General features: G+C 59.6%; 23 protein-coding genes. 9 read left to right on the forward strand and 14 right to left on the reverse strand.

All coding sequences use genetic code 11. The features are described 5' to 3' along the window. Positions 1–217 precede the first annotated feature (217 nt). Positions 218–1,207, forward strand: coding sequence for an Abi family protein (locus tag AB4O09_RS29020; protein ID WP_003196783.1), 990 nt, complete (start codon positions 218–220; stop codon positions 1,205–1,207). 389 nt (positions 1,208–1,596) lie between these two features. Further along, positions 1,597–1,875, forward strand: coding sequence for a DUF3077 domain-containing protein (locus AB4O09_RS29025; RefSeq protein WP_013692059.1), 279 nt, complete (start codon positions 1,597–1,599; stop codon positions 1,873–1,875). Between the two features lie 164 nt (positions 1,876–2,039). Here the strand turns inward: AB4O09_RS29025 and AB4O09_RS29030 are convergent, their stop codons facing one another. The 3 genes from AB4O09_RS29030 to AB4O09_RS29040 all read right to left on the reverse strand — a co-directional run bounded on the left by AB4O09_RS29030 (position 2,040) and on the right by AB4O09_RS29040 (position 3,607). Further along, on the reverse strand, positions 2,040–2,372 hold the full coding sequence (locus AB4O09_RS29030) for a type II toxin-antitoxin system HicB family antitoxin (RefSeq protein WP_003196781.1): 333 nt from the start codon (positions 2,370–2,372) through the stop codon (positions 2,040–2,042). Further along, complete coding sequence (locus AB4O09_RS29035) at positions 2,369–2,623, reverse strand: type II toxin-antitoxin system HicA family toxin (RefSeq protein ID WP_072409133.1); 255 nt, start codon at positions 2,621–2,623, stop codon at positions 2,369–2,371. Before AB4O09_RS29035 ends, AB4O09_RS29030 begins: the two co-directional genes overlap by 4 nt. A gap of 219 nt (positions 2,624–2,842) precedes the next feature. Then, the gene (locus tag AB4O09_RS29040; protein ID WP_013692057.1) at positions 2,843–3,607 is read right to left on the reverse strand and encodes an SDR family oxidoreductase; all 765 of its coding nucleotides are present in this window, start codon (positions 3,605–3,607) and stop codon (positions 2,843–2,845) included. A 97-nt stretch (positions 3,608–3,704) separates the two neighbouring features. On the opposite strand from AB4O09_RS29040, the gene AB4O09_RS29045 reads away from it, so the two are divergent. Both AB4O09_RS29045 and AB4O09_RS29050 read left to right on the forward strand, forming a co-directional pair. Continuing rightward, positions 3,705–4,646, forward strand: coding sequence for a LysR family transcriptional regulator (locus tag AB4O09_RS29045; RefSeq protein WP_003196777.1), 942 nt, complete (start codon positions 3,705–3,707; stop codon positions 4,644–4,646). A 182-nt stretch (positions 4,647–4,828) separates the two neighbouring features. Next, the gene (locus AB4O09_RS29050) at positions 4,829–6,436 is read left to right on the forward strand and encodes a methyl-accepting chemotaxis protein (RefSeq protein WP_003196775.1); all 1,608 of its coding nucleotides are present in this window, start codon (positions 4,829–4,831) and stop codon (positions 6,434–6,436) included. 138 nt (positions 6,437–6,574) lie between these two features. Here the strand turns inward: AB4O09_RS29050 and AB4O09_RS29055 are convergent, their stop codons facing one another. Both AB4O09_RS29055 and AB4O09_RS29060 read right to left on the reverse strand, forming a co-directional pair. Then, positions 6,575–7,252, reverse strand: a complete 678-nt coding sequence (locus AB4O09_RS29055) for an RES family NAD+ phosphorylase (RefSeq protein WP_013692054.1) — start codon at positions 7,250–7,252, stop codon at positions 6,575–6,577. After that, on the reverse strand, positions 7,252–7,662 hold the full coding sequence (locus AB4O09_RS29060; protein ID WP_003196771.1) for an MbcA/ParS/Xre antitoxin family protein: 411 nt from the start codon (positions 7,660–7,662) through the stop codon (positions 7,252–7,254). The genes AB4O09_RS29055 and AB4O09_RS29060 overlap by 1 nt, the downstream gene beginning before the upstream one ends. 395 nt (positions 7,663–8,057) lie before the next feature. Between AB4O09_RS29060 and AB4O09_RS29065 the strand changes: the two genes are divergently transcribed. Continuing rightward, a complete protein-coding gene (locus tag AB4O09_RS29065) occupies positions 8,058–8,984 on the forward strand; it encodes a LysR family transcriptional regulator (RefSeq protein WP_003196769.1) in 927 nt (308 codons plus the stop codon). Here the strand turns inward: AB4O09_RS29065 and AB4O09_RS29070 are convergent. The 9 genes from AB4O09_RS29070 to AB4O09_RS29110 form a co-directional block, all read right to left on the reverse strand. After that, complete coding sequence (locus tag AB4O09_RS29070) at positions 8,901–9,218, reverse strand: AzlD domain-containing protein (protein WP_013692053.1); 318 nt, start codon at positions 9,216–9,218, stop codon at positions 8,901–8,903. The genes AB4O09_RS29065 and AB4O09_RS29070 overlap by 84 nt on opposite strands. Beyond that, a complete protein-coding gene (locus tag AB4O09_RS29075; RefSeq protein ID WP_069971237.1) occupies positions 9,197–9,910 on the reverse strand; it encodes an AzlC family ABC transporter permease in 714 nt (237 codons plus the stop codon). The genes AB4O09_RS29070 and AB4O09_RS29075 overlap by 22 nt, the downstream gene beginning before the upstream one ends. After that, positions 9,907–10,344 carry a GNAT family N-acetyltransferase gene (locus tag AB4O09_RS29080; RefSeq protein ID WP_003196766.1) on the reverse strand — a complete coding sequence of 146 codons (438 nt, stop codon included), beginning with the start codon at positions 10,342–10,344 and terminating at the stop codon, positions 9,907–9,909. Before AB4O09_RS29080 ends, AB4O09_RS29075 begins: the two co-directional genes overlap by 4 nt. 13 nt (positions 10,345–10,357) lie before the next feature. After that, complete coding sequence (locus tag AB4O09_RS29085; protein WP_003196764.1) at positions 10,358–11,104, reverse strand: 2OG-Fe dioxygenase family protein; 747 nt, start codon at positions 11,102–11,104, stop codon at positions 10,358–10,360. A gap of 277 nt (positions 11,105–11,381) precedes the next feature. Then, on the reverse strand, positions 11,382–12,668 hold the full coding sequence (locus tag AB4O09_RS29090; RefSeq protein ID WP_003196762.1) for an OprD family porin: 1,287 nt from the start codon (positions 12,666–12,668) through the stop codon (positions 11,382–11,384). A 250-nt stretch (positions 12,669–12,918) separates the two neighbouring features. Next, positions 12,919–13,590 (reverse strand): DsbA family protein, encoded by a 672-nt coding sequence (locus AB4O09_RS29095; RefSeq protein WP_027911788.1) that lies wholly within the window; start codon positions 13,588–13,590, stop codon positions 12,919–12,921. A 303-nt stretch (positions 13,591–13,893) separates the two neighbouring features. Continuing rightward, positions 13,894–14,094, reverse strand: coding sequence for a hypothetical protein (locus tag AB4O09_RS29100; RefSeq protein ID WP_003196752.1), 201 nt, complete (start codon positions 14,092–14,094; stop codon positions 13,894–13,896). A gap of 243 nt (positions 14,095–14,337) precedes the next feature. Next, entirely contained in the window at positions 14,338–15,444 is a 1,107-nt protein-coding gene (aguA, locus tag AB4O09_RS29105; protein WP_003196750.1) for an agmatine deiminase, read from the reverse strand. Between the two features lie 252 nt (positions 15,445–15,696). Further along, a complete protein-coding gene (locus tag AB4O09_RS29110) occupies positions 15,697–18,609 on the reverse strand; it encodes an aminotransferase (protein ID WP_003196748.1) in 2,913 nt (970 codons plus the stop codon). 241 nt (positions 18,610–18,850) lie between these two features. Between AB4O09_RS29110 and rfbB the strand changes: the two genes are divergently transcribed. From rfbB to rfbD, 4 genes are read left to right on the forward strand one after another with little or no spacing between them, the layout of a single operon-like run. Further along, on the forward strand, positions 18,851–19,933 hold the full coding sequence (gene rfbB, locus AB4O09_RS29115) for a dTDP-glucose 4,6-dehydratase (protein ID WP_003196746.1): 1,083 nt from the start codon (positions 18,851–18,853) through the stop codon (positions 19,931–19,933). Continuing rightward, the gene (gene rfbA / locus AB4O09_RS29120) at positions 19,933–20,805 is read left to right on the forward strand and encodes a glucose-1-phosphate thymidylyltransferase RfbA (protein ID WP_003196744.1); all 873 of its coding nucleotides are present in this window, start codon (positions 19,933–19,935) and stop codon (positions 20,803–20,805) included. Before rfbB ends, rfbA begins: the two co-directional genes overlap by 1 nt. Next, positions 20,802–21,347, forward strand: coding sequence for a dTDP-4-dehydrorhamnose 3,5-epimerase (gene rfbC, locus AB4O09_RS29125; RefSeq protein WP_003196741.1), 546 nt, complete (start codon positions 20,802–20,804; stop codon positions 21,345–21,347). The genes rfbA and rfbC overlap by 4 nt, the downstream gene beginning before the upstream one ends. Then, positions 21,344–22,225, forward strand: a complete 882-nt coding sequence (gene rfbD, locus AB4O09_RS29130; RefSeq protein ID WP_032833053.1) for a dTDP-4-dehydrorhamnose reductase — start codon at positions 21,344–21,346, stop codon at positions 22,223–22,225. The genes rfbC and rfbD overlap by 4 nt, the downstream gene beginning before the upstream one ends. The last annotated feature ends 55 nt before the right edge of the window (positions 22,226–22,280 follow it).

A 22,280-nucleotide genomic window follows, 5' to 3' on the forward strand; every position in this document is an offset into this window, starting at 1 on the left:
TTAAACCTCCTAGAAGCTGGATAAAGTCCAGCACTGCCTTATCAGCATCGACAGACCAAGCTTTACTCGCGCGTCTACTCGTTACAATTTCACGTCAGTGCAACGTTGACGGTCTCTTACACCTACCTATAATGCACCCCAACACACCCGCCAAGCCTAGGTTGACCCAGTCAGCAAGCTCAAATCGTGCGGGTTTTTTTTGCCTGGAGAAAACTACATGAGGCCCTTCGACAAACCGGCCCTCAGCGTAGAACAGCAATTGGAACTGCTGAAACAACGAGGCTTGCACATCGCCAACGATGATCGGGCCATGCGTTTTCTCGAAGTGGTCACGCTGTTTCGCCTGAGTCCCTACATGCGCCCCTTTCAGGAGCCAGACCCTGAACACACGTTCAAGCCAGGCAGCACACTGAAGGCAATCGTCGACATCTACCGCTTCGATGGTTCGTTGCGGCGCATCACCATGGATGCCATCGAACGTGTCGAAGTCGCCATACGAGCGACCATCAGCAATCATATGTGTCCAAAATACGGGCCTGACTGGATAGCTGACGCGTCAGTCTTCTCCTCGTCATACTCACACCCCGATCTGTTGCGTCCGTTGCGGGAGCAAATGAATAAGGAGGGCAGCAAACTCAGACGTGATATCGACCGCATCAAAAAGGGCCGACAGACCGATGGGCTCCAGCAACAGCGGATCGAAAACCGCATGCGTGACAACTACTTCCGATATTACGGTGCAACCTATGCCCACCCTGAGCTGCCGCCCGCTTGGGCAGTCCTGGAAGAACTCAGCCTTGGGACGGTATCTACCCTCTTCAATGCCATAGGCAGAAGCGCCGATAAGAAAGCTATCGCCACCCGATTCAGCCTGCCCTTCGAAGTATTGGCCTCCTGGCTTCACACGCTGACCTTCATTCGAAACTGCTGTGCCCACCACTCACGGCTATGGAACCGGGAGCTCTCGATTCGACCATCCTTACCTAAAGAATGGGTCATCCCAACGGCTCCCGCCGACCGGCCTCAGCCCAAGCAGCGGCTGTACGTTGTATTGACGATGCTGGCCTACCTAACCGACTTGATCAGCCCAGACAGCCAGTGGAAGCTCCGCCTGGCCGAAATCATGGATCAGCAGAAAGTGGATCATCTGCTACTCATGGGATTTCCAAATGATTGGAAAGATCAACAGCAATGGGGTCTAGCGTAAGCCTGGCAATGGCGCAGAGAGGAGGAATTGATATGGATACTCAACCTCGCAAAGCATCAAGCTCGCCATTGTGTCGGCAACCGGACTGTCAAAAGACGCGCTGCATATCTATTTGGGCATGGCAGTCTATTTAGGGGGGAAACGGGGACAGACCCTGATTGCTCATTCCGTGCAATGGCGGCTGTGCGTGGGAGACCTTCGGGTCTGCCGGGTTCCTGTATCTCCGGTTTCTCAGCCTGCGCACAGCTGCCACCCATTCGCCTGAGAACGAACGTGGCAGCTCTCATTTGATATGGGAGTTTATCGATGCATGCCTTGGATCTGCTGCAGTCTCGCTTTATCGCTTTGCTAGTCACCACCTGCCGCCAATTAGCAAATGGAGGTGCGCGATGACCCATCCCAAAGACCTCAAAACCCCAGGCCTAACCCCCTTCTCCTACCACTCCGACCGCCCGCTATTCCGCGTCAACAGCGGCATACCCATCGGCGAAGCCCTGTCCCACGCCTCCGACCTGCTCCACGTTGCCAAGGTCCTGGCCGAGAACGCGGCGATGATTCGCGGCACGGATCGGTATGCCTGGGCGTCGTGTTATTTGCAGGATATGAGCAAGGCCGTCATCGATGATGTGGTGAAGGTGCTGGAGGCGCCGGGGAGTAATTCTGCTTAAGAGTCGCTGTGCAATGCTGCTCCGAGCGGGGCAGCATTGAATTTCATTTGCGGGAGCGGATTAAAAAAAGGGCGCTTCGCAGCCCAGCGGGAGCAAGCTCCCTCGCCACGGGGTTACGGACAAACACTGAATCAATCTAGTCAGTCCCCGTTTTGGTGCCAGGATCAGGCGTGGACTTCGCGATCCAGAACGTCGGAAACCCACTGATTGATGCTCTTGTGAGCCAACTCTGCCTTGGCAGCCACTGTGGCATGAAGAGCCGGAGCCAGTCGTAGGCTCAGCTTTCCTGAGTAGGGTTTCTGTGGAGCACGGCCGAGCTTGGCGCAAGTGTCGAGGTAATCGACAACTGCCTCCTCAAACGCAGCTCGCAACTCCTGAACCGACTCTCCATGGAAGCCAACAACATCTTTAATGCCTGCGATATGGCCTACAAACAGGCCGTCCTCTTCGCTGTATTCGATTCGGGCTGCATAGCCCTGGTAACTCATCACGTTCATGGGGTAACGCCTGCTAGTTCAAGGAAAGCCCGAGCATCACGAACCTGATAGGGCTTTGCTTCTTTATCGGGGTGTGGCCGGTGGAAGGTACCGACCACACCATTCAGTTCAAACCGTACTCGCGACCCATTGCCTTCAATGGTCTTGGCGCCCGCGGCACCAAACAGCGATTCGATGCGAGCCCATTCCAATGTCGCCGGAGTGGGCTTCGAGAAGACGGCCTTTAGGGTGCTGAGTTGCTTGCTATTCATGGTATTACACTATGATACCGTTCGCGATAGGTAACCAATGCTGATTGAGTAGAGCCAAACTTGGCATGGCCTATCTGGGGTCTTGGATCGGGCCACGATAGCGTTCAACAAGCGTCCACACCTGAAAATAATATTTTCTACTCATTTCTAAATGGCCTCGAAATATCGCCCTCGTTGCCCCCTCGGTAGAGGCCCTGGCCTAACCCCTTCTCGTACCAGTCAGACCAACCGAGCCCCACCATCAATGTTCAACGTGGCGCCGTTCATAAACGTGTTGGTCATCAGAAAAACGGTAGCCGCACCTGCTTCAGCAGCAGTACCCACACGATGCAATGGCAACGCTTGTGCCCACGCACGAACATACGCATCGCGCCCTTCACCCAGGGCTTTGCTGAAAATGGGCGTATCGATCGGGCCTGGAGACAGGGTGTTGACGCGAACAGGCGCCAGTTCGAGGGTCAGGCCACGTGCCAATGCTTCCATCGCGGCCGAAGCAGCAGCGAGCACAGCAGTGCCGTGCGCATTGGGCCGGTCGGCCAAGCAGCCAGAGATAAAGGTGATGGAGCCGTCCTTGGACAAACGATCCCCGAGCGCGCGAATGGCGTGCACAGAAGCCCACATCCGCTCTTCGAACGCCCGGCGCAGGTGATCGATTTCAGCATCCAGCACCTTACCACCCACAAATGTGCCGGCGAGTAGAACCAAATGATCCACGTGCGGGATGTCCGCCAAGGCGGTGTAGATAGCCTCGCTATGGGTGACATCAGCAACACGCCAGCCGGCGAGCCCGTGTTCCAGGGCAGCCTGCTCGGCACGCTCGGCGTTGGAACCGATCACGGTCACGAATGCCCCGGCAGCTTTGGCCTGAGTCGCGGCGGCTAAACCGATGCCGGACGTGCCGCCGAAAATCACCACGGTGCGGCCGTCCAGTTGGGCTGGAAGCGGTTGGGTCAATGCGTTTTGGGTAGCAGTGAAATGGCTCATGGTCTCTCTCCTTGAACGCCTTGATGGCGTCGATGGGCAAAGACTAAAGGCTCGATACAACATTGATAATTAGGGCGGAAGTCGCTTTACTGATGCCATGAAGGAACAAATAGGGTTGGACCGCCTTACCGGTCTCATTGCCTTTGCCCGAGCGGCCTCTTTGGGCAGTTATACCGCTGCAGCGCGCGATTTATCAGTGTCGCCGTCCGCCATCAGCAAGAGCGTGCAACGCCTGGAGCAGCATTTCGAGCTGAGTTTGTTCAACCGCACCACCCGCTCGCTCACCCTGACAGCTGAAGGACGGGATCTGTACGAACGGGCGCTGCGGATTCTGCGCGAGGTGGAGGACATTGAGCAGGCCGCAGCGGCCTCGCGCGCTGAGCCCTCCGGCATCTTGAAAGTGACAGCGCCACCGCCTATCGGATTGAACATATTGGCGCCGGCGATTCCCAGGTTTCGCGAGCGCTACCCCAAGCTCGCCATCGACTTGCGCTTGGGCGATCAGTTTTCGGACATCGTTGAACAAGGCATCGATGTGGCCGTGCGCGTGGGCGATCTGGCCGATTCGCGACTCATTTCTCGTACGCTGGGACCGCATCGAATTTGCGCTTTTGCCTCGCCAGCCTATCTAGCCAAACGCGGCACGCCGCTGGAACTCAGTGATCTGGCCGACCATGACTGCGTGAATTTTCGCTACCAGAGTTCGGGTCAAGCGCTGCGCTGGCCATTTAGCGTGGGGGACCGAATGGTGGAGATCGCACCCGACGCAGCCATCGTCATCGACGCGAGCGATGCGGTTGCCGCGGTGCTCGCAGCGGGCGGTGGCATCGGCATTTCACCCACTTATGTCGCAGCGCCCTATGTTGCCCGGGGAGAACTGAAGCCGCTCTTTCCACAGTTCGCCGTCGACCGTTTCTCCATCACCGCCTTGTGGCCTGAAAGCCGTCGGGGAAGCCCTAACGTTAAAGCGTTTGTGGGTTTTCTGAGCGAGCTATTCCCCACCCCCACAGCGTGGGACGAGATCGTGGCGAAGGCGTAGGCGCTTGCTTCGCACCCTCGCGAGAAAAACTCCCTCGACCCTGCCTCCTGTCCAGACAGTCTGCGGCGTATTCATCTAATCATTTACCCCGCCGATACCCAAATAGGAGCCTGGCCCGTCCCAAGGCTCCGCCGGCACTCGACTACACTTTCCCAGAATTCTCCGCTCCAGGAGCAGTAAGCATGAAGATCCGCACCAAGATCATAGGCTCGGGGTTGGTCAGTCTTTCTTTTGCGCTATTGCTCGGCGGTATCGGGTTGTGGGGTTATCACTCCATGACCGAGGCCCTGGTGCAGAACGAGACCAGTATTTCGGCCATGCGCAAGCACATGGAGGCGGACATGATGCACGACGCCATTCGTGCCGATGTGTTGGCTGCATTGCTGGTGGCACCGGGGGACACTCAGGCGGCCAAGGAGGTGACGGAGGCATTCGATGAGCATACGCAGCGGATGCGCAAGGTCATCGCCGAAAACGCCGAGGCCAAGTTGCCAGGGGATGTCGCCAAGGCGATTGGCGAGCTCAAACCACAGGTCGAAACCTATATCGACAAAGCCAAGCAAATAATCGGCAAGGCACTGAGTGGTTCCCAGGACGGCCATGCGTTGCGCGCAGAGTTCGACAAGGCGTTTTCAGCGCTGGAGGAACGCAACGAGGCGGTGAGCGAACTGATCGAGAACCAGGCGCAGTCGTCCCGCGAGCATCAGGACAGCAGCATTCAAACCTCGCAAACCTGGCTGATCGTTACCTTGTTGGCCACTTGTGTGGCGCTGGCGCTGTTGTCGTGGAGCCTGCTCAAGGCGGTACTTACGCCGCTGAACAAGATCATCCTCAATACCCAGGCGATTTCCCAAGGGGACTTGCAGCGCTCGATGGGGGCCCAGAGCAAGGATGAGCTGGGTCAGTTGCAAGGTGTGATCGAGCAGATGCAGACCAATCTGCGGCAGATGATCGCCACTATCCGCGGTCAGAGCGATGAGTTGCACGGCACGTCCCGGCACCTGGGCGATACGGCGCGGCAGATTGTGTCCAGCGCCGATCAGCAGGCCCAGAGCGCGACTAGCATGGCGGCAAGCATGGAGCAGATGATAGCGAACATCAGCCAGATCCATCAGCACGCCGACAGCGCCCGGACGATTTCCGCGCAGTCCGAACATTTGGCGAGCAGCGGTGGCCAGGTGATTCTCGGGGTGGTGGAGGGCATGAACCGGATCGCTGAAGTGGTCAACCAGTCGTCCAGCAAGATCACGGCACTGGACGCATCGTCCGAGGACATTCATTCCATCATCCAGGTGATCAAGAGCATCGCCGAGCAGACCAATTTGCTGGCCCTCAACGCCGCCATCGAAGCCGCCCGTGCCGGTGAGGCGGGGCGTGGTTTTGCGGTGGTGGCCGACGAGGTGCGCAACCTGGCGGCGCGCACCACGCAGTCCACCCAGGAAATCACCGCGATGATCGAGCGCATCCAGTCCAGCGCCCGGGACGCGGTGGCGAACATGCAGGCGTGCGTCAGCCGTGTGGACGAAGGCGTCAACCTGGCCCAGCAGGCCGGGGTGTCCATCAGCGAAATCCGCACCGGTGCCCGGCATGCGGCCGAAGTGGTGGAGGAAATTTCCCACACCATTGCCGAGCAGTCCAAGGCCAGTGATGAGATGGCTCAGCGGGTGGAGTCGATTGCCGAGCAGTCCCGCGAGAACACCCGCTCGATTCACACCCTGACGCAAACAGCGGATCAATTGAACAATGCGGCAGGGTCGATGCAGGCTTCGGTGCAGCAGTTCAAGATTTGATCAATCGACTGCGCTTCTGTGACGAGGCTTGCTCCTGTTGGCTGCGTGGCAACCTCTGATTTCAATAATCACGAATTGTTGAAAATTATGGCTGGGCAATAATTATTGCCCAGCCATAAAACGCCGTAGAAACCTGACTCACACCTCGCTCACCTCAAACACAAACGAAATCTCCCGCTTCTGGGCACTCCAGACGTACCGAATGTGCTTGCCCTGCGTCGGAATCGAAACAGCCGGCGGGCGAAACGCGGCCACGCATTCGTGGCCGGGCAGGCGGACGCTGTTGTACAGCAGCCCCCAGGACAGGGTTTCACGCAGCTGCCGGGCAAACACTTGGGACGGGCCGTAGGCGGTGGGGTCCGGGTTGTGGAGGTGGGGGTAGTCGTGGCGGATGTCGTGCAGGGGCTTGACGACCTTGTTGACGTAGGTGCGCATGGTCAACTCCAGGTCCGGCTCGTTGGTCGCGCCAAGGAATCGCGCCTGGTGATAGCAGGTCTCGGCGATGGCGGCTTCCTGGCTGCTGGCCGCGTAGTAGACACCGAAGGTGCCGTCGCTGAAGCGGCTGCTTTTGCCGATGTGGGTAAACGCCGCCATCACCGGCGAGGAGCCGGGCCCGGAAATGCGGTCTTCGGGGCGTACCCGGGACAGCACGCCGGCTTGTTCCATCAGCCGATCGTTGGTCAACGCTTCCAGAGCGTAGGCCGTGGGCAGGTCTTCCGCGTCGAGTACGTCTTCAAACAGCGAAATCGGCGGGAAGCTGCTGTTGACGATCCGATAGGCCCGTTTCCATTGCGGGTCCGCCAGTGGTGGCACCATTAACCGCGCACTCCGTCGAGGTATCGCCGCACATCGGCGATGTCCACCACCCGCCCTGTCAGCATGTAGGACAGCGCCGACTGGCCGTTGAACGGTGCCGCGGTGTTGGGGCTGCTGACCCATTGATAAGCACGGTCCCGGCTGTTGCTGAAGATAATACTCAGCGCCTTGTGAATACCCATGAGGTAGGAAATGCGCTCGAGCGTATCGCGAGGCAGCTTCACGTTTTCCGGCAATTGTTTGTATTTGTAGAAGGTCGTGTTCCCCACCTTGCCCAACAATGTTCGCTGCTGCTCGACGCTGCAGCCCCAGAGCGCCATGAGGTTGAAGAAAAACTTCAACGCGACTCGACCCGCATCCGGGGAATCCAATTGTTGCTGTGCGTTGAGGGTAATGGAGGAAGTCGCCATGGGTTTGGGCTCCTTTGTCGCGGGGTGGTGCTTAAAGGATAGTACAGATGTGGATTATTTTTAAGTTTTTATTCGCAAGTGGACTCAACAGATCCCCTATTTGAACAATTCGGCATGACTTCCCAAGTCAACAAACGTAACCAGGGTCGGGCGTAAAACTCACGCAGGATTTTTCGCAAGACAGTCCACCTATGACCCTGCTAACTGATCCCGGCCAGCACCGACTGGGCAAAATCCCCAAATCCCGCATAAGCTCCAACCATCGCATCTCAGCGCTTTTCGGCACAAAATCGCGACAACCGTGGCAAGGTGCATGATGATAGCCCGCATGCACTGCCTGGCCCGGATCAGGTGCACAACAATAGCGAGCCCACTTAAGCAGAGGGCATTACCTCATGGATAGCAGAACCCTACGCAACCTCATGCGTATCGTGCAGACCGGCTCGTTGTCGGCAGCGGCCGAGCATTCGTGCCTCACGGTGCAAGCGTTGGCGGCGCAGTTGAACAAGGTCGAGGAACAGTTCGGTTTCCGGTTGTTCCGGCGCTCGAACAAGGGCCTGACGTTGACGAGCCAAGGCTCGGAACTGACCCCCTTCATGGATCAGGTGCTGGTTGCCACCCGGCAGTTGGAGGAGAAAGTCGCGGCGCTCAAGACCCCGCGACAGCGCACGCTCAGAGTGGCGCTCAATACCACCCTGCCGGCAGAGTTCAACCGGCGAATGATCGACCGGTTGATCGCTGTGTTCCCCCAGTATCAGCTGGAATTCAGCTACGCCGAGTCGATGGAGAACCTGAGCAAGCTCAGGAATGAAGATTTTGACCTGGCGATCCTGATCGGCCAGCAACAGGGCGGTTTTACCAGCATCACCATGCCCGATGTGCAGGTGCGGGTGGTCGGCGCCCATTGTGGCGACGCAGACGATTCCCTTGGCCTGCTCGGTGACAAGTTTCAGGTGCGTCCGGCAGAAGAATGTCCGTATTCCCACAGTTTCCTGCGCTTTCTCGACGCCGGCCTGGGCGAGTACGGCTCGAGCCAGCGCATGGTGTATTCCTGCAGTGAGACGCTGACGTTGTCGTTGATCACTCAGCTCGATGGCTTGGGGCTGGTGTCCCGGGAAGCCGCGTTGCGCAACGGCCTGGCGATTTTCCCGGATTTCGAGGACTTCCTAGAGGTCCGCCTGGCGGTGAACAATCCGGAGTTGTCCGGCCAGGCACTGCACGATGTGGTGGACCTGACGCTACAGGAACGAACCGAGCGCGATGTACGCCGCCGTGCCCACCGCCACACTGAGAAACAGGTTGCGGCTGAAATACGCACATAACAGCGTCGGAATCGCGGCATAAAACTCAGGGCGGTCGAGTTGTATCCGCTGATCCTTGATCAACAAGGGAGTCAGGCTGATGGCAGCGACGATCGCCACTGGCAGGTATTCCAGGGCGCGGGCGACGAAGGGCGGCCAGTGTTCGGTATTGATCTGCAGCGGCAGGGCGCGTGGCAGGAAGGTCACGGCCATCATCAGGACCACGACCAGAATCAGGAACGTTTGGTCAGGCATACACCCACCCCGCAGCCAACGAACGTGGCAATGAAGACATTGAACGGCGAGCTGCCCAGCAGGCTCAGCCCGCCCATGCAGACGACAGCCGCCAGGGCTGCGATCAGTTTGTTGCGGGTGTTGCACAACGAAACCAGCACATAGAGCATCATCGCCGTCAGGGCATAGTCGAGCTGGTATTTGATGAGGTGCGCCGCGTACTGCGCACACACGGCGCCCAGCAAGCCTCCGAGCACCCAGGATGTATGGCAGAACAGGTTGAAGCCGACCAGATAGCGCACGCTCACCGGCGCCCCGCTGCCGAGCTTGACGCTGTGGAACGCGAACGACTCATCCGTCAGCCCCGCCGCGTAGCACCAGCGCTCTAAACGGCTGAGCCCCAGCGCACGCAGGGCCTTGGCCATGTAGACCGACATCAGCATGTGCCGGGCATTGATCAGGAACGTGGTGAGCACGATGGTGGTCAGCGACGCGCCGCTGGAAATCAACGCCAGCGCCGCGAATTGCGAAGCGCCCGCGTAAACGAACAGGCACATCGCCACCGGCAACCACAAGGGCAACCCGGCGTTGACCGCCATCAGACCGAACACAAACGAAACCGTGAAATAACCCGCTACCACCGGACTGGCTTCAGCAAAGGTACGCGAGGCTTGTGGTTCGACCGCCAGCGGCTGGCTGGAAGTCTTGTTCATAAATCCCTCTCGAAGGTGATTTCACCCCGGGGCTCACAGAAGCCCTGGGCCGCCCAGAAGCGCTTGCCGGCCAGATTAGCATCGTCGACGAAAAGGAACATGCGCAGCACGCCGACCCGCTTCATGTCAGCCGATGCGGCTTCGACCAGTCGCTGGCCCAGGCCTTTGGTGCGATGCTGCGGGCTGACCGCCAAGTGATTGATGGTGCCACGGGTACCGAGCATGCCGCCGATCACCGCGCCCACCACTTCACCGCTCGCATCGATGGCCAGGTAGGCGGTGGTGGTTTCCTGCAATAACACACCGCGCAAGAATCGCGCGTCCTGCCACTCGCAGAACGACACTTCGTCGAAACCGCGAAAAAACCGCTCCAGTCGCTCGGCGTCCCGGACCATGGTCCGGCGCAACAGGACCTGCTGCGCCGGGTCGTCCATGGGTTCGAGCCGTTCAGCGAACAATGTCGAAAGCGGTCCCGGGCCGCGAGAAGGAGATGGCCAGGATCTGCCGGTACGCCATGTCATGGCTATGGGTGTTGCGCGCCGGGGTCACGTAATGGCGCATGTCACGATCAAGGAAGAACGTGGTGTCGAGGATGTCCTCGTAGGTCGTCGCCGCCAGCTGTTCTTCCTGGGCGCTGTACAAGCGGCTTTCCGCACCCGCCACATTCTGACGGCCCCAGAAGTGCACGCCGCTGAACGGATAGCCGTCGCAGTGAATCCCTTCGGGGGTGATTTCCAGTTGTTTGCCCGGCTTGATCTCGATGCGGATCTGATGGATCTGGCACTGCCAGATTTCATCGTGCAGTTCCTGTGGCAGGACGTTCTTGTAAACCTCGAAGTCCGTGTCGATCAGGCTGCGCATCACCGGCGAATTGATCACTTCGTTGGAGAAGTCCTGGAAGTGTCGCTCCAGTCCACCGACATAGCTGTTGTTGGCCTTGGACTGAATGTAGGCCCGGTGTTCGAGCTGCGTGAGCTCACGGGTCGTAGGGTTGTATTCGAAGTCGCTGTAGCGGCGAAAACGCATGCCTGACTCGGCCTGGCCGTAGTAACTGTCGGGCTCCATGTTTTCCCAGCTTTTGGTCAGCCGGACAAAATCGCCGAAATGACCGTAGAGGTTGAAGTCCCCACCGCGAACGTTGACGTATTTGTCACGTCTTAGCGCTTCGCCCACTTCCCTGTTCAGAACGATCATTTTTCATAGGTCTCCGCTGCATTGAGCGGCCTAATCTAGTAGGTGCAGGATTTACGTCCATGAGAAAGTATTTGAGGCATTTCAAGCGGTGCTTGAAACGGCGGATAAAGCCGCATTAGTACGACTTTTGCTCGGGAAAACAGGCGGTTCCAGCGTTGTTTTTTGCGTTAAAAGCCAAAAGCACCCGAGTTTGAGGCCGCAACGCTATTCACTTCAGGCATGGCGAGGGAGCAAGCCCCCTCGCCACGGTTTTATCCACTTACAACGCGATCAGGCATCAGAAGACGTTGATCGGGTAATCCACGAACACCCGCAGCTCATTGCCGCTGACGTTGTACTCGCTGGACTTCTGCGACACCCGCAGCACGGAACTGCGCAACCTTACGCTCAAGTCCTTGGCCGGGCCGCTCTGGACCACGTACTTGAACTGGTTGAAGATCTCGCGCTCGGTACCGCCTTCGCTGGTAGAGGTGGTGATGTTGTCGCCACGCACATAAGCGACGTTATAGGTCAGGCCCGGCACGCCGAAGGTGGTGAAGTCCAGGCCATAGCCCAACTGCCAGCTGCGTTCGTCTTCAGCGTTGAAGTCGGACCAGTAGGAGTTGGCCAGGTAGATCGTGTTACCACCATCACCCACCCGATTCTGCTCGCGCTGATAGCCGCCGTAGGCATAACCCAGGTTGCTGTCGCCGGTGCTGCGCTGGTGGGCGAGCGTGAAGCTGTGCGGGCCTGTGGCGAAGGTGGCAGCCAGGCTCCAGATCTTGTTGTCATCGCCGGTGACGTTGTTTTCACGAACGTAGCTGTTATCCAGCTTGGTGCGATAGCCGTTGAAATCCAGGGTCAGGGACTGATCCTTGGCCAGCGGGAACACATAGTTGGCGTTCACGTATTGCTTCTTCAATACGTCCTCGACATCCGAAGCGTAGAGCGAAGCCTTGAACTGCTCGGTGAACTGATAGCTGCCGCCCAAGACGTTGATCGACTTCAGGCCACCGCTGTCGCGGCCTTCGGCGCTCTTGCGCGATTCGGCGGTGAAGCGGCCGGCATTGAGTTCCAGGCCCTTGATCTCCTTGGAGGTGATCAGCGTACCGGTGTAGCTTTCCGGCAGCAGGCGCGAGTTGTCATAGCTGAGCACCGGCAGGGCCGGCATCTGGTCGCCGTAGGCCAGCACGGTGTTGGAGACCCGGAACTTGACCGCTGCGCCGAACTTGGACAGATCATCGGCCGCGTTGCCGCTGTCGCCTTGCTTGAAGAAGTCGATGCCGCCCGCACCGCTGCGGCCTTTACCACCGTCCAGACGCAGCGCGTACAGGCCGAACGCATCCACACCGACACCCACGGTGCCCTGGGTGAAACCGGACGAGAAGGTACCTATGGCCGCCTGGCCCCATTCGGCCTTGTCTTCGTTGCCATCTTTGTAGTCGCGGTTGATATAAGCGTTGCGCAACAGCACTTTCAAGCTGCTGTCTTCAACGAACCCTTTGGACTCAGCCTGGTCGTTGGCCATGGCGTGTGTCGTGCTCAAGATCCCCAGTGCGATCAAACTAATGCGCTTGTTCAACATGATTATTTTCCTTGTACGGGTTGATACGCACTGCGGCGGGCAACCGAAATGGCGCTTTTGCGCTCTTTTTCGGACTCTTGCTCCTGAAAATAATGAAAAGGCCCGCCCACGAATGATCGTGTCGGGCCTTTTTATTATTTAAGAGTCATGGCTGTTAGCCACAGGCGTAGGACGAATCCTAGTCTCGCCCTCAACGGTGTGTCAATTTCGTGAATCGTCTGTAATTAGGCGAAAAACATCTAAGAATCGATCAAAACGAACAACCATCCAGACCGCAGGCCGACGATGGCGTAGAGGCCTGCTCCGGCAAGACTTGCGTCAGCCATTGGGCGAATGCCTCGGGTTTGCCGAGCCAAGGGCCGATGTCGATCAGCGTGAACTGGCCGTCCTGCTCCAGGGCAAAGGTCGGGAAACCCTGGCCGCCGACCTGGGCCAGCAAGGTACGACTGGCCTTGATATGCCCCTGCACGTCAACCGCGCGCAACGCCGCCAGGAACGCCTGGGCCGGCAGGCCAATGGATTGAGCGAGCTCCAGCAGGACGGCTTCGTCAGCGATGCGCCGGCCTTCGACGTAGTGCGCGGTTTGCAGGCGCCCGAGCAATTCCAGGCCGTGGCCGCCGAGCTCTTCGGCAGCGAGGATGGCGGCGGTCGGCGGCGCCGAATCGAACACGGCGCTGTGGTCACGCAGCAAACCTTCGAAATAGGCCTCGCCAAATGGCTGTCCGGAATATTCGGCGATGCGCCGGTCGTGGGGCATCACGTAATTGCGCAATTGTGGCGAGACCTGCTGGCGATTGGCACCGGTCATCATGCCGCCGCCATGGGCAATCACCGGCAATACGCTTCGGGCGGCCTGCACCAGCGGCTTGGCGCCGTAGCACCAGCCGCACAGCGGGTCGTAGATGTAGTGAAGGGTGGTCATGGGAACTCCGCTAGCCGTCAGGATTCGATGACAGCAGGGTAGCCTCGGGAGGGCTGCGGAAAAACGCTGGAATGGCTTTCAATCTATTTCGCGGATCGGTCGAATTCCCACTGAATCTGAACACCACCCCTTGTGGGAGCGAGCTTGCTCGCGATGGCAGTGTGTCAGTCAACAGCAGTGTTGTTGATCCACCGCTATCGCGAGCAAGCTCGCTCCCACAGGGATTTGTGTGAATTCGAAAGCCAGCGGACACAAAAAAAGCGCTGCCATCCCGGCCAGCGCTTTTTATCAATCCGTCGAATTCTATCCTTGCATCACATCCCACAACGCTTCCAGCTCTGCCTCGCTGAACAAGCCAACGGGGTAACGTTCAACGATCATCCGGCGCGGATCAGGTTCTCTGATCTGACGCGTTCCGTTGGACTTCAACCACTGCGCCAAGGCTTGAAGCGACTCACCATTAACGGCCAAGGGATGGCATGTGCGCTCGCTTGTCATATTCATTCCAGCGCCCTCTCCTGGTTGATGAGCGGCCAATTTATCCAAGGTTTATGACAAAACAACGCAGTTCCGCTCCCCGAAACTGCCGGAACACTGATACAAGAGCTATGCCAACGTATCCATGACAGCTATAAACAGACACAAAAAAACCCACGACCCAATTGGGCCGCGGGCTTGCCAGGATGGATCCAAAACCGCCGACTTAGAGCCGACGCGTTCGATAAAACCCAGCTGTTACATCGCCACTCATTTTGCCCGCGGTGCAGGTTGCTGTTGAGTAAGGCAATGGATATTGCCGCCCCCCAGTAACAGTTCACGTCCTGGCACCATGACCACTTCGTGCTGCGGGAACAGGTTCTGCAGGATATCCCTGGCCGGTGCGTCCAGCGGATCGTCAAAACTTGGGGCGATGATGCCGCCGTTGACGATCAGGAAATTCACATAAGAACCGGCCAGCCGCACGGTTGGGTTGCGCTCCTGGGAACCTTCCACCGCATCGACGCCGGCACATTCTTCCTCGGTGGCGTACAACGGCCCCGGAATCGGCATTTTGTGCACTGTGAATGGGCGTCCCTTGGCGTCAGTGCTGTTTTGCAGCACGTTCATCGCCGCGTGGCAACGGGTGTAGTTCGGGTCTTGCGGGTCGTCGGTCCAGGCAAGCAGCACTTCACCCGGCCGCACGTAGCAGCAGAAGTTATCCACATGGCCATCGGTTTCGTCATTGAACAGACCGTCCGGCAGCCAGATGATCTTGTCCACCGCCAACTGCGCGCTGAGCACCGCCTCGATCTCTTCGCGGCTCAAGTGCGGGTTGCGATTGCGGTTGAGCAGGCACTCTTCGGTAGTGATCAGGGTGCCTTCACCATCCACGTGGATCGAGCCGCCCTCGAGCACAAAACCTTCGGTGCGATAACGCGGGCTGCGCTCGATCTCGAGGATCTTGCCGGCCACTTGCGCATCACGGTTCCACGGCGCATACAGGCCACCGTCGAAACCGCCCCAGGCGTTGAAATCCCAATCGACACCGCGCACTGCGCCGTTGTCATTGATGATGAACGTCGGCCCTGTGTCGCGAACCCAGGCGTCGTCGCTGGACATTTCCACCAAGCGGATATTCGGCACGTCGAGACGCGCCCGGGCATTTTCATATTGGGCCGCAGACACCGCCACGGTCACCGGTTCAAAACGGGCGATGGCCTTGGCGACGGCTACGTGAGCGGCCTGCGCGGGCTTGCCGCCCAGGCGCCAGTTGTCCGGACGCTCGGGCCAGATCATCCAGACCTGGGTCTGGGTCGCCCACTCGGCAGGCATGTGGAAACCATCCGCGCGGGGAGTGCTGTGCAACGTTGTCATGGGTCATCTCCTGGGCGATGGGCAGCGGCAACTTTATAAACGATAAATATCGACTAATAAAGCCAGAAAAACTAGCACCCATCAAAAAATAGCGCCAAACATCGACAAAAATCGATTTAAAAAACCGCAAAACCCTGTGGGAGCGAGCTTGCTCGCGATAGCGTTGGGTCAGCCAAATCAATATTGGCTTGGGCACCGTCCATCGCGAGCAAGCTCGCTCCCACAGGGGAACAGCTTGGCGTTCCAGATTAGTTACAGCCCCTCGTCCAAGACCTTCACCAGCATATCGACGAAGAAATCCACGCTCTGGCGCGTGGTGACCATCGGCGGCTTGATCTTGAGGATGTTCAGGTAATCGCCGGTCGGCTGCATGAAAATCCCCAACGTTCGCAGACGGTTGCACAGCGCCGTGGTTTCTTCAGTGGCCGGCTCCAACGTGTCGCGGTCGCGGATCAGTTCCACGCCCAGGTAGAACCCGGAGCCATGCACCGCGCCGACCAATGGATAGCGGTCGATCAAGGCCTCCAGCCGCGCCTTGAAGTGCCCGCCCACCACCCGGGCGTTTTCCCAGAGATTCTCTTCTTCCATGACATCCAGCACCGCCATGCCGATCTGGCAACTGACCGGACTGCCTCCGGCCGACGAAAAGAAATACCCCTCGGCTTCCAGCGCCTCGGCGATCTCCCGGCGGGTAATGACCGCGCCAAGCGGCTGGCCGTTGCCCATGCCCTTGGCCATGGTGATGATGTCCGGCACCACGCCTTGCTCTTCAAAGCCCCAGAAAAACTCGCCCATGCGCCCGTAACCGACCTGTACTTCGTCGGCGATGCAGACCCCACCGCGCTCGCGCACCATCGCATAGACCTGCTTCAGGTAACCGGGCGGCAGCGCAATCCCACCAGCGTTGCCGTACACCGGTTCGCAGATGAAACCGGCGAGCTGGCGCTTGTTTTCGGCGATTTTCGCCAGGTTATGTTCGACGCTGCGCACGTAGTCCGGCGCAGTGTGGGGGCCACGGAATTCGCCGCGATAGGTGTTCGGGGCAGTCACCGGATGCACCCAGTCCGGGCGGCTGCTCAGGGCCTGGGGGTTGTCGGCGATGGACGTCGAGACCGCATCGGCCGCCACCGACCAGCCGTGATAGGCCTCCAATACGCTGAGCATGTCCCGCCCGCCGCTGTAGGCCCAGGCCAGGCGGATCGCCAGGTCGTTGGCCTCGGTGCCGCTATTGACCAGGAACACCCGATCCATGTTGGACGGCGACAGCGCCAGCAGGCGCTCGGAAAATTCGGCAACCGCCGCATAGTGGAAACGCGAGTTGGTATTGAGCAGCGACCACTGCCGGGCAGCCACTGCCGCCATGCGTGGATGGCCGTGGCCCAGCACCGCGACATTGTTGAGCATGTCCAGGTAGGAGCGGCCCTGCATGTCGATCAGGTGATTGCGCCAGCCGCGCTCGATACGCGGCGGATCGACGTAATAGTGCTTCTGCGAACGGGCAAAGCTCGCATCGCGACGGGCCAGCAGCAACTCGGGATCGATCTCCGGTTCGGCATCGCAAGCCAGTCCCAGCAGCACCGCCGGCGAAGGACACAGCGCCTGCCAGGCCAGTGCCCTGGAGGGCGCGCAGAACAGCGGTGGACTCACCTGGGCGCCCCTACACAACTGGACCCGCAACGGCCCCGTCACTTCGCCCAGCACCTGCCCCTTGACCAGTGCCGCGCCGGAATGCAGCGGCGACGTCACGCCCCACAGCCGCACGCTCAACTGCGCGCTGTCCAGTTGCAACAGGCCGTCGGCCGTCTTGTGCACGACCCCAGCGAACGGGGATTCGAGCGGCGTCCCCCGAGGAACGCTCAACTCCACGTGCAGTGGATAAGTATCGGGTTCGACGGCGCTGTCCGGCCGAGTGCGGGATAACCGGTACTGCCCATAGCGACTGGCGGCCAGGCCATGAACGCCCGCGGCCTCACTCAGCAGGCGTTGGTCGATCCCCGGCTGCTCCCAATTGCCGGCCTCGAAATGCGGGCTCAGTACACCCAGGTCAATCAGCGCGAACTCACGCCCCACCAGGGTCGGCAACAGCGGCGCAAAGCCTTCGCTGGCGATGGGCGGCAGGCTGTGGCCGACGGCGCTGAGAATCGCCGCTTCCATCAACTCGAAGGGCACCGAGTGGGCGACCCGGAAAATCTCCCACTCATGGGCCAGGTTGTCACGGCTGTATTGGTTGTCCGGGTCGATGGAAACCTGCTGCTCACCGCTGAGCACCAATACCGCGGCGCGCGCCACGATCAGTGGCCACAGCGCCAACAGTTCTTCGCGTTGCAAGGGGTTGACCGCCTGGTAGGCCTTGATCGCCGGCAAGATGAAGAACGGGTCGCCGTCGGCGTGGTGCAGCAGGGCCGCGCACGTCACCGACAAGTCAGTGATGCGCCAGGTGCGGATCAGGTCGCCGAAATCGATGACGCCCTGCAATTGCCATTGGCGCTGGGCATCGCGCTGCCAGACCACGTTGTCATCGGTGATGTCCATATGGATCGCCTGCACCGGCAGGCTGGCCTTGAGCGGCTGCAAACGACGCTCGGCCTGTTGCGCAACCTCGGCGATCAGCTGTCGCCGTTGATCGTCGTCGATGACCGGCAACAGGTGATCGACCAAGGCAGGGGCGTGGCGCGCGTCCCATTGCAGGGTACGCTCCAGGCCTGGGTGGTCGAATGTCGCCAGGGCCAGGTCCATTTCCGCGCACAGGCGACCCAGGCCGGTCACCAGCTCAGGCGGCAAGTGCTTGAGCTGCGTGAGGGACTGGCCGTCGATGTACTCAAGCAGTCGCATATGGACCGCTTGCCCGTCGACGTCCAATGTCAGCAGGTCCTGGCCGTTGCTGGCGGTAATCACCCGCGGCACCTTCACCGCGCCGTGCCCGGCCAACAGCTTGAGGGCAGCGTGTTGGGCCTGGAGCTCCTGGACGGCGTAGTCGCCATGGCAAATTTTCAGCACAAAGCGCCCGCGCTCGCTGTCGACGCGGTAGTTGAGGTCCTGGTTGCTGCCAAGGGGTCGCAGGTCACCGCTGAGTCCGTAATTCAAGCGCAACAGCACCAACGCCTGCTCGGCGCTGATCTGTGGGCTTGGCAAACTGGCACGGTGAACCAACGTAGTGAGTGGCATACAACGACCCCTGAGGTGGTTTTGATCGGATGACTATCACGCCACTGAGTCGTGGGATAAGCAACCCCTCTTACTTACGCACCCTGGTATTGGGCCTGCGGTGAGAGGATTTATCCCAACGCACAGGTTCATTCTTGCGCTGGTCGCCTGTCGACGCAGCAATATCCCCCTTGCGCCGCCCCCGCCATGCCTACAAGCTATGCTCTTATCGCTCTACTCTCTGGTCCAAAAGGCTTACTGGATGCGCATTCTCATCACTGGCGGTGCCGGCTTCATCGGCTCGGCTCTCATACGGCACTTGATTCTTGATACCGGGCACCAGGTCCTGAACCTCGACAAGCTGACCTATGCTGGCAATCTCGAATCGCTGAGCAGCATCGATCACGACAGTCGCTACGAATTCGTCCAAGCGGATATCGTCGATCAATCAACCGTCAGTGCAGTGCTGGCGCGATTCAAGCCTGACGCCATCATGCATCTGGCGGCCGAGTCCCATGTAGACCGCTCCATTGATGGCCCGGCGGACTTCATCCAGACCAATATCGTGGGCACCTACAGCCTGCTGGAAGCCACTCGAGCCTATTGGCAGACCCTGCCCGAGCCGCAGAAGCGCGCGTTTCGCTTCCACCACATTTCCACCGACGAAGTGTATGGCGACCTGCACGGTGTGGATGACCTGTTCACCGAAACCACCGCCTACGCCCCAAGCTCACCGTACTCGGCGAGCAAGGCGGCGTCCGACCACCTGGTCCGCGCCTGGCAACGCACCTATGGCTTGCCCGTGCTGTTGACTAACTGCTCGAACAACTACGGGCCGTTTCACTTCCCCGAGAAGCTGATTCCACTGGTGATTCTCAACGCACTGGCCGGTAAGCCATTGCCGGTCTATGGCAACGGCCAGCAAGTGCGCGACTGGCTGTTCGTCGAAGACCATGCCCGTGCACTGCTCAAGGTCGTTACAGAAGGCGCGGTCGGTGAGACTTACAACATTGGCGGCCACAACGAGCAGAAAAACATCGACGTGGTGCGCAGTATCTGCGCGTTGCTCGAAGAACTGGCGCCACGCAAACCCGAAGGGGTCGAGCACTATGCCGACCTGATCAGCTTCGTCCAGGATCGCCCCGGCCACGACCTGCGCTATGCCATCGACGCCAGCAAGATCGAACGGGAACTGGGCTGGACGCCTCAAGAAACCTTCGAGACCGGGCTGCGCAAGACCGTGCAGTGGTACCTCGAAAACCTGCTGTGGTGCCAACGTGTCCAGGACGGCAGCTATCAGGGCGAGCGCCTGGGCTCGCTCGACAACAAGGATACGATTGCGTAATGAAAGGCATTATTCTGGCCGGCGGTTCCGGCACACGCTTGCACCCGATTACCCTCGGCGTTTCCAAACAGCTATTGCCGGTTTATGACAAGCCGATGATCTATTACCCGATCTCGGTGCTGATGCTCGCCGGCATCAAGGACATCCTGGTGATTTCCACCCCGCAGGACCTGCCGCAATACCGCAATCTGCTGGGCGACGGCCAACAGTTTGGCGTGCAGTTCAGCTACGCCGAGCAGCCGTCGCCCGATGGCCTGGCCCAAGCGTTCCTGATCGGCGAGCAATTCATTGGCAGCGACTCGGTGTGCCTGATCCTGGGCGACAACATTTTCCACGGCCAGCATTTTGGCGAACAATTGCAGACCGCCGTCAACCGGCAGAGTGGCGCGACGGTGTTCGGCTACTGGGTCAAGGACCCTGAGCGTTTTGGCGTGATCGACTTCGATACAGAAGGACGGGCGATATCCATCGAAGAGAAACCCACCGCGCCCAAATCCAGCTACGCGGTGACCGGCCTGTATTTCTACGATAACGACGTGATCAAGATCGCCAAGGCCATCAAGCCGTCCAAGCGCGGCGAACTGGAAATCACCGACGTCAACAATGCCTACCTGCAACGCGGCGACCTGCACGTCGAGCGCTTCGGTCGTGGTTTCGCCTGGCTGGACACCGGCACCCACGACAGCCTGCTGGAAGCCTCGCAATACGTGCAGACCATCGAACATCGCCAAGGCCTGAAAGTGGCATGCCTGGAAGAAATTGCCTACCAGCAAGGCTGGGTCAGCCGCGAGCACGTCCTCGAGCGTGCCCAGTATTTTGGCAAGACCGGCTACGGCCAGTACTTGTTTAACATCGCCGGAGAAACACGATGAAGGTCATCGCCACTCGCTTGCCAGACGTCCTGGTCATCGAACCGAAAGTCTTTGGCGACGACCGGGGTTTTTTCTACGAAAGCTTCAATGCCCGGGCGTTTGCCGAAGCGACTGGCTGCACCCTGCAGTTCGTCCAGGACAATCATTCACGCTCCACCAGGGGCGTGCTGCGGGGCCTGCACTACCAGATCGAACAAGCCCAGGGAAAGCTTGTGCGCGTCACGGCGGGGGAAGTGCTGGATGTCGCGGTGGACATCCGCCGCAGCTCGCCGACCTTCGGCCAATGGGCCAGCGTACGCCTGTCGGCGCAGAACCATCGGCAAATGTGGGTCCCGCCAGGGTTTGCCCACGGTTTCGTCGTACTGAGCGAATCAGCGGACTTCCTCTACAAGACCACTGATTACTACGCACCCTCGGCCGAGCGCTGCATTCGCTGGGACGATCCGCAGTTGGCCATCGATTGGGAGTTCGAAGGCGCGCCGATCCTCTCGGCCAAGGATCAGAATGGCAAGGCCCTGCACGAGGCAGACCTGTTCCCATGAGTGCCCCCTTGCGTATCCTGATCATCGGCCAGAATGGCCAGGTTTCACGGGCGCTCCAATCGCGCCTGAGCGGCCTGGGCGAGTTGATCGTACGCGGCAGCGACCAGCTCGATCTGGCACAACCGGATTCCCTGCGCGCGCCCATCGAAGCCCTCAAGCCCGGCCTGATCATCAATGCCGCCGCCCACACGGCCGTCGACCAGGCCGAAAGTGAACCGGAGCGGGCGTTCGCCATCAATGCCACGGCACCGGGCATCCTGGCCCAGGCAGCGGTTGCGCTGGGCGTCCCGCTGATTCATTACTCCACCGACTACGTCTTCGATGGCCTCAAGCCGGCCCCCTACACCGAAGACGACACGCCCAACCCGCTGAGTGTCTACGGACGCAGCAAACTGGCCGGCGAGAATGCCATCCGCCAGGCTGGCGGCCAGCACCTGATTCTGCGCACCAGCTGGGTGTACTCCACCGAGGGTCGCAACTTCCTGTTGACCATGCAGCGCCTGTTGCAGGAAAAACCGCAGCTGCGGGTGGTCGCCGACCAGGTCGGCGCACCGACCTGGGCCGGCACCATTGCCGACAGCACCGCGCAACTGATCGAGCGCTGGCAGGCCGGCCAACCCGGCGCCTGGGGCACCTATCATCTGACAGCCCGGGGCGAGACGTCCTGGTTCGGTTTCGCCCAGGCCATCGGCGAAAACCTGCTCGATCGGCACAAACCGTGTGCGCTGCTGGAGCCCATTGAATCCAGCGCCTATCCGACTCCAGCCCCGCGGCCACTTAACTCGCGCCTGGATTGCACGCGCCTGTTCAAGGAGTGGGGGGTGAGCCAACCGGACTGGCGAAGTGCGTTGCAGCAGTGCCTTGCCGGACAAACCTAGTACTGCCTTACAAATAGTATTTGCAAGGCAACTAGGCATAATACGCCTGTCACCA

It is taken from the genome of Pseudomonas sp. H1_F01 (assembly GCF_054681425.1).

Coding starts and splice junctions, on each gene's coding strand:
- rfbB (WP_003196746.1), top strand. CDS start 18,851: ATGCGCATTCTCATCACTGGCGGTGCCGGCTTCATCGGCTCGGCTCTC.
- rfbC (WP_003196741.1), top strand. CDS start 20,802: ATGAAGGTCATCGCCACTCGCTTGCCAGACGTCCTGGTCATCGAACCG.
- AB4O09_RS29075 (WP_069971237.1), bottom strand. CDS start 9,910: ATGAACAAGACTTCCAGCCAGCCGCTGGCGGTCGAACCACAAGCCTCG.
- rfbA (WP_003196744.1), top strand. CDS start 19,933: ATGAAAGGCATTATTCTGGCCGGCGGTTCCGGCACACGCTTGCACCCG.
- AB4O09_RS29065 (WP_003196769.1), top strand. CDS start 8,058: ATGGATAGCAGAACCCTACGCAACCTCATGCGTATCGTGCAGACCGGC.
- AB4O09_RS29045 (WP_003196777.1), top strand. CDS start 3,705: ATGAAGGAACAAATAGGGTTGGACCGCCTTACCGGTCTCATTGCCTTT.
- AB4O09_RS29080 (WP_003196766.1), bottom strand. CDS start 10,344: ATGGACGACCCGGCGCAGCAGGTCCTGTTGCGCCGGACCATGGTCCGG.
- AB4O09_RS29040 (WP_013692057.1), bottom strand. CDS start 3,607: ATGAGCCATTTCACTGCTACCCAAAACGCATTGACCCAACCGCTTCCA.
- AB4O09_RS29025 (WP_013692059.1), top strand. CDS start 1,597: ATGACCCATCCCAAAGACCTCAAAACCCCAGGCCTAACCCCCTTCTCC.
- AB4O09_RS29100 (WP_003196752.1), bottom strand. CDS start 14,094: ATGAATATGACAAGCGAGCGCACATGCCATCCCTTGGCCGTTAATGGT.
- AB4O09_RS29090 (WP_003196762.1), bottom strand. CDS start 12,668: ATGTTGAACAAGCGCATTAGTTTGATCGCACTGGGGATCTTGAGCACG.
- AB4O09_RS29050 (WP_003196775.1), top strand. CDS start 4,829: ATGAAGATCCGCACCAAGATCATAGGCTCGGGGTTGGTCAGTCTTTCT.
- AB4O09_RS29085 (WP_003196764.1), bottom strand. CDS start 11,104: ATGATCGTTCTGAACAGGGAAGTGGGCGAAGCGCTAAGACGTGACAAA.
- AB4O09_RS29030 (WP_003196781.1), bottom strand. CDS start 2,372: ATGAACGTGATGAGTTACCAGGGCTATGCAGCCCGAATCGAATACAGC.
- AB4O09_RS29070 (WP_013692053.1), bottom strand. CDS start 9,218: ATGCCTGACCAAACGTTCCTGATTCTGGTCGTGGTCCTGATGATGGCC.
- AB4O09_RS29095 (WP_027911788.1), bottom strand. CDS start 13,590: ATGACCACCCTTCACTACATCTACGACCCGCTGTGCGGCTGGTGCTAC.
- AB4O09_RS29110 (WP_003196748.1), bottom strand. CDS start 18,609: ATGCCACTCACTACGTTGGTTCACCGTGCCAGTTTGCCAAGCCCACAG.
- AB4O09_RS29035 (WP_072409133.1), bottom strand. CDS start 2,623: ATGAATAGCAAGCAACTCAGCACCCTAAAGGCCGTCTTCTCGAAGCCC.
- rfbD (WP_032833053.1), top strand. CDS start 21,344: ATGAGTGCCCCCTTGCGTATCCTGATCATCGGCCAGAATGGCCAGGTT.
- AB4O09_RS29060 (WP_003196771.1), bottom strand. CDS start 7,662: ATGGCGACTTCCTCCATTACCCTCAACGCACAGCAACAATTGGATTCC.
- AB4O09_RS29020 (WP_003196783.1), top strand. CDS start 218: ATGAGGCCCTTCGACAAACCGGCCCTCAGCGTAGAACAGCAATTGGAA.
- aguA (WP_003196750.1), bottom strand. CDS start 15,444: ATGACAACGTTGCACAGCACTCCCCGCGCGGATGGTTTCCACATGCCT.
- AB4O09_RS29055 (WP_013692054.1), bottom strand. CDS start 7,252: ATGGTGCCACCACTGGCGGACCCGCAATGGAAACGGGCCTATCGGATC.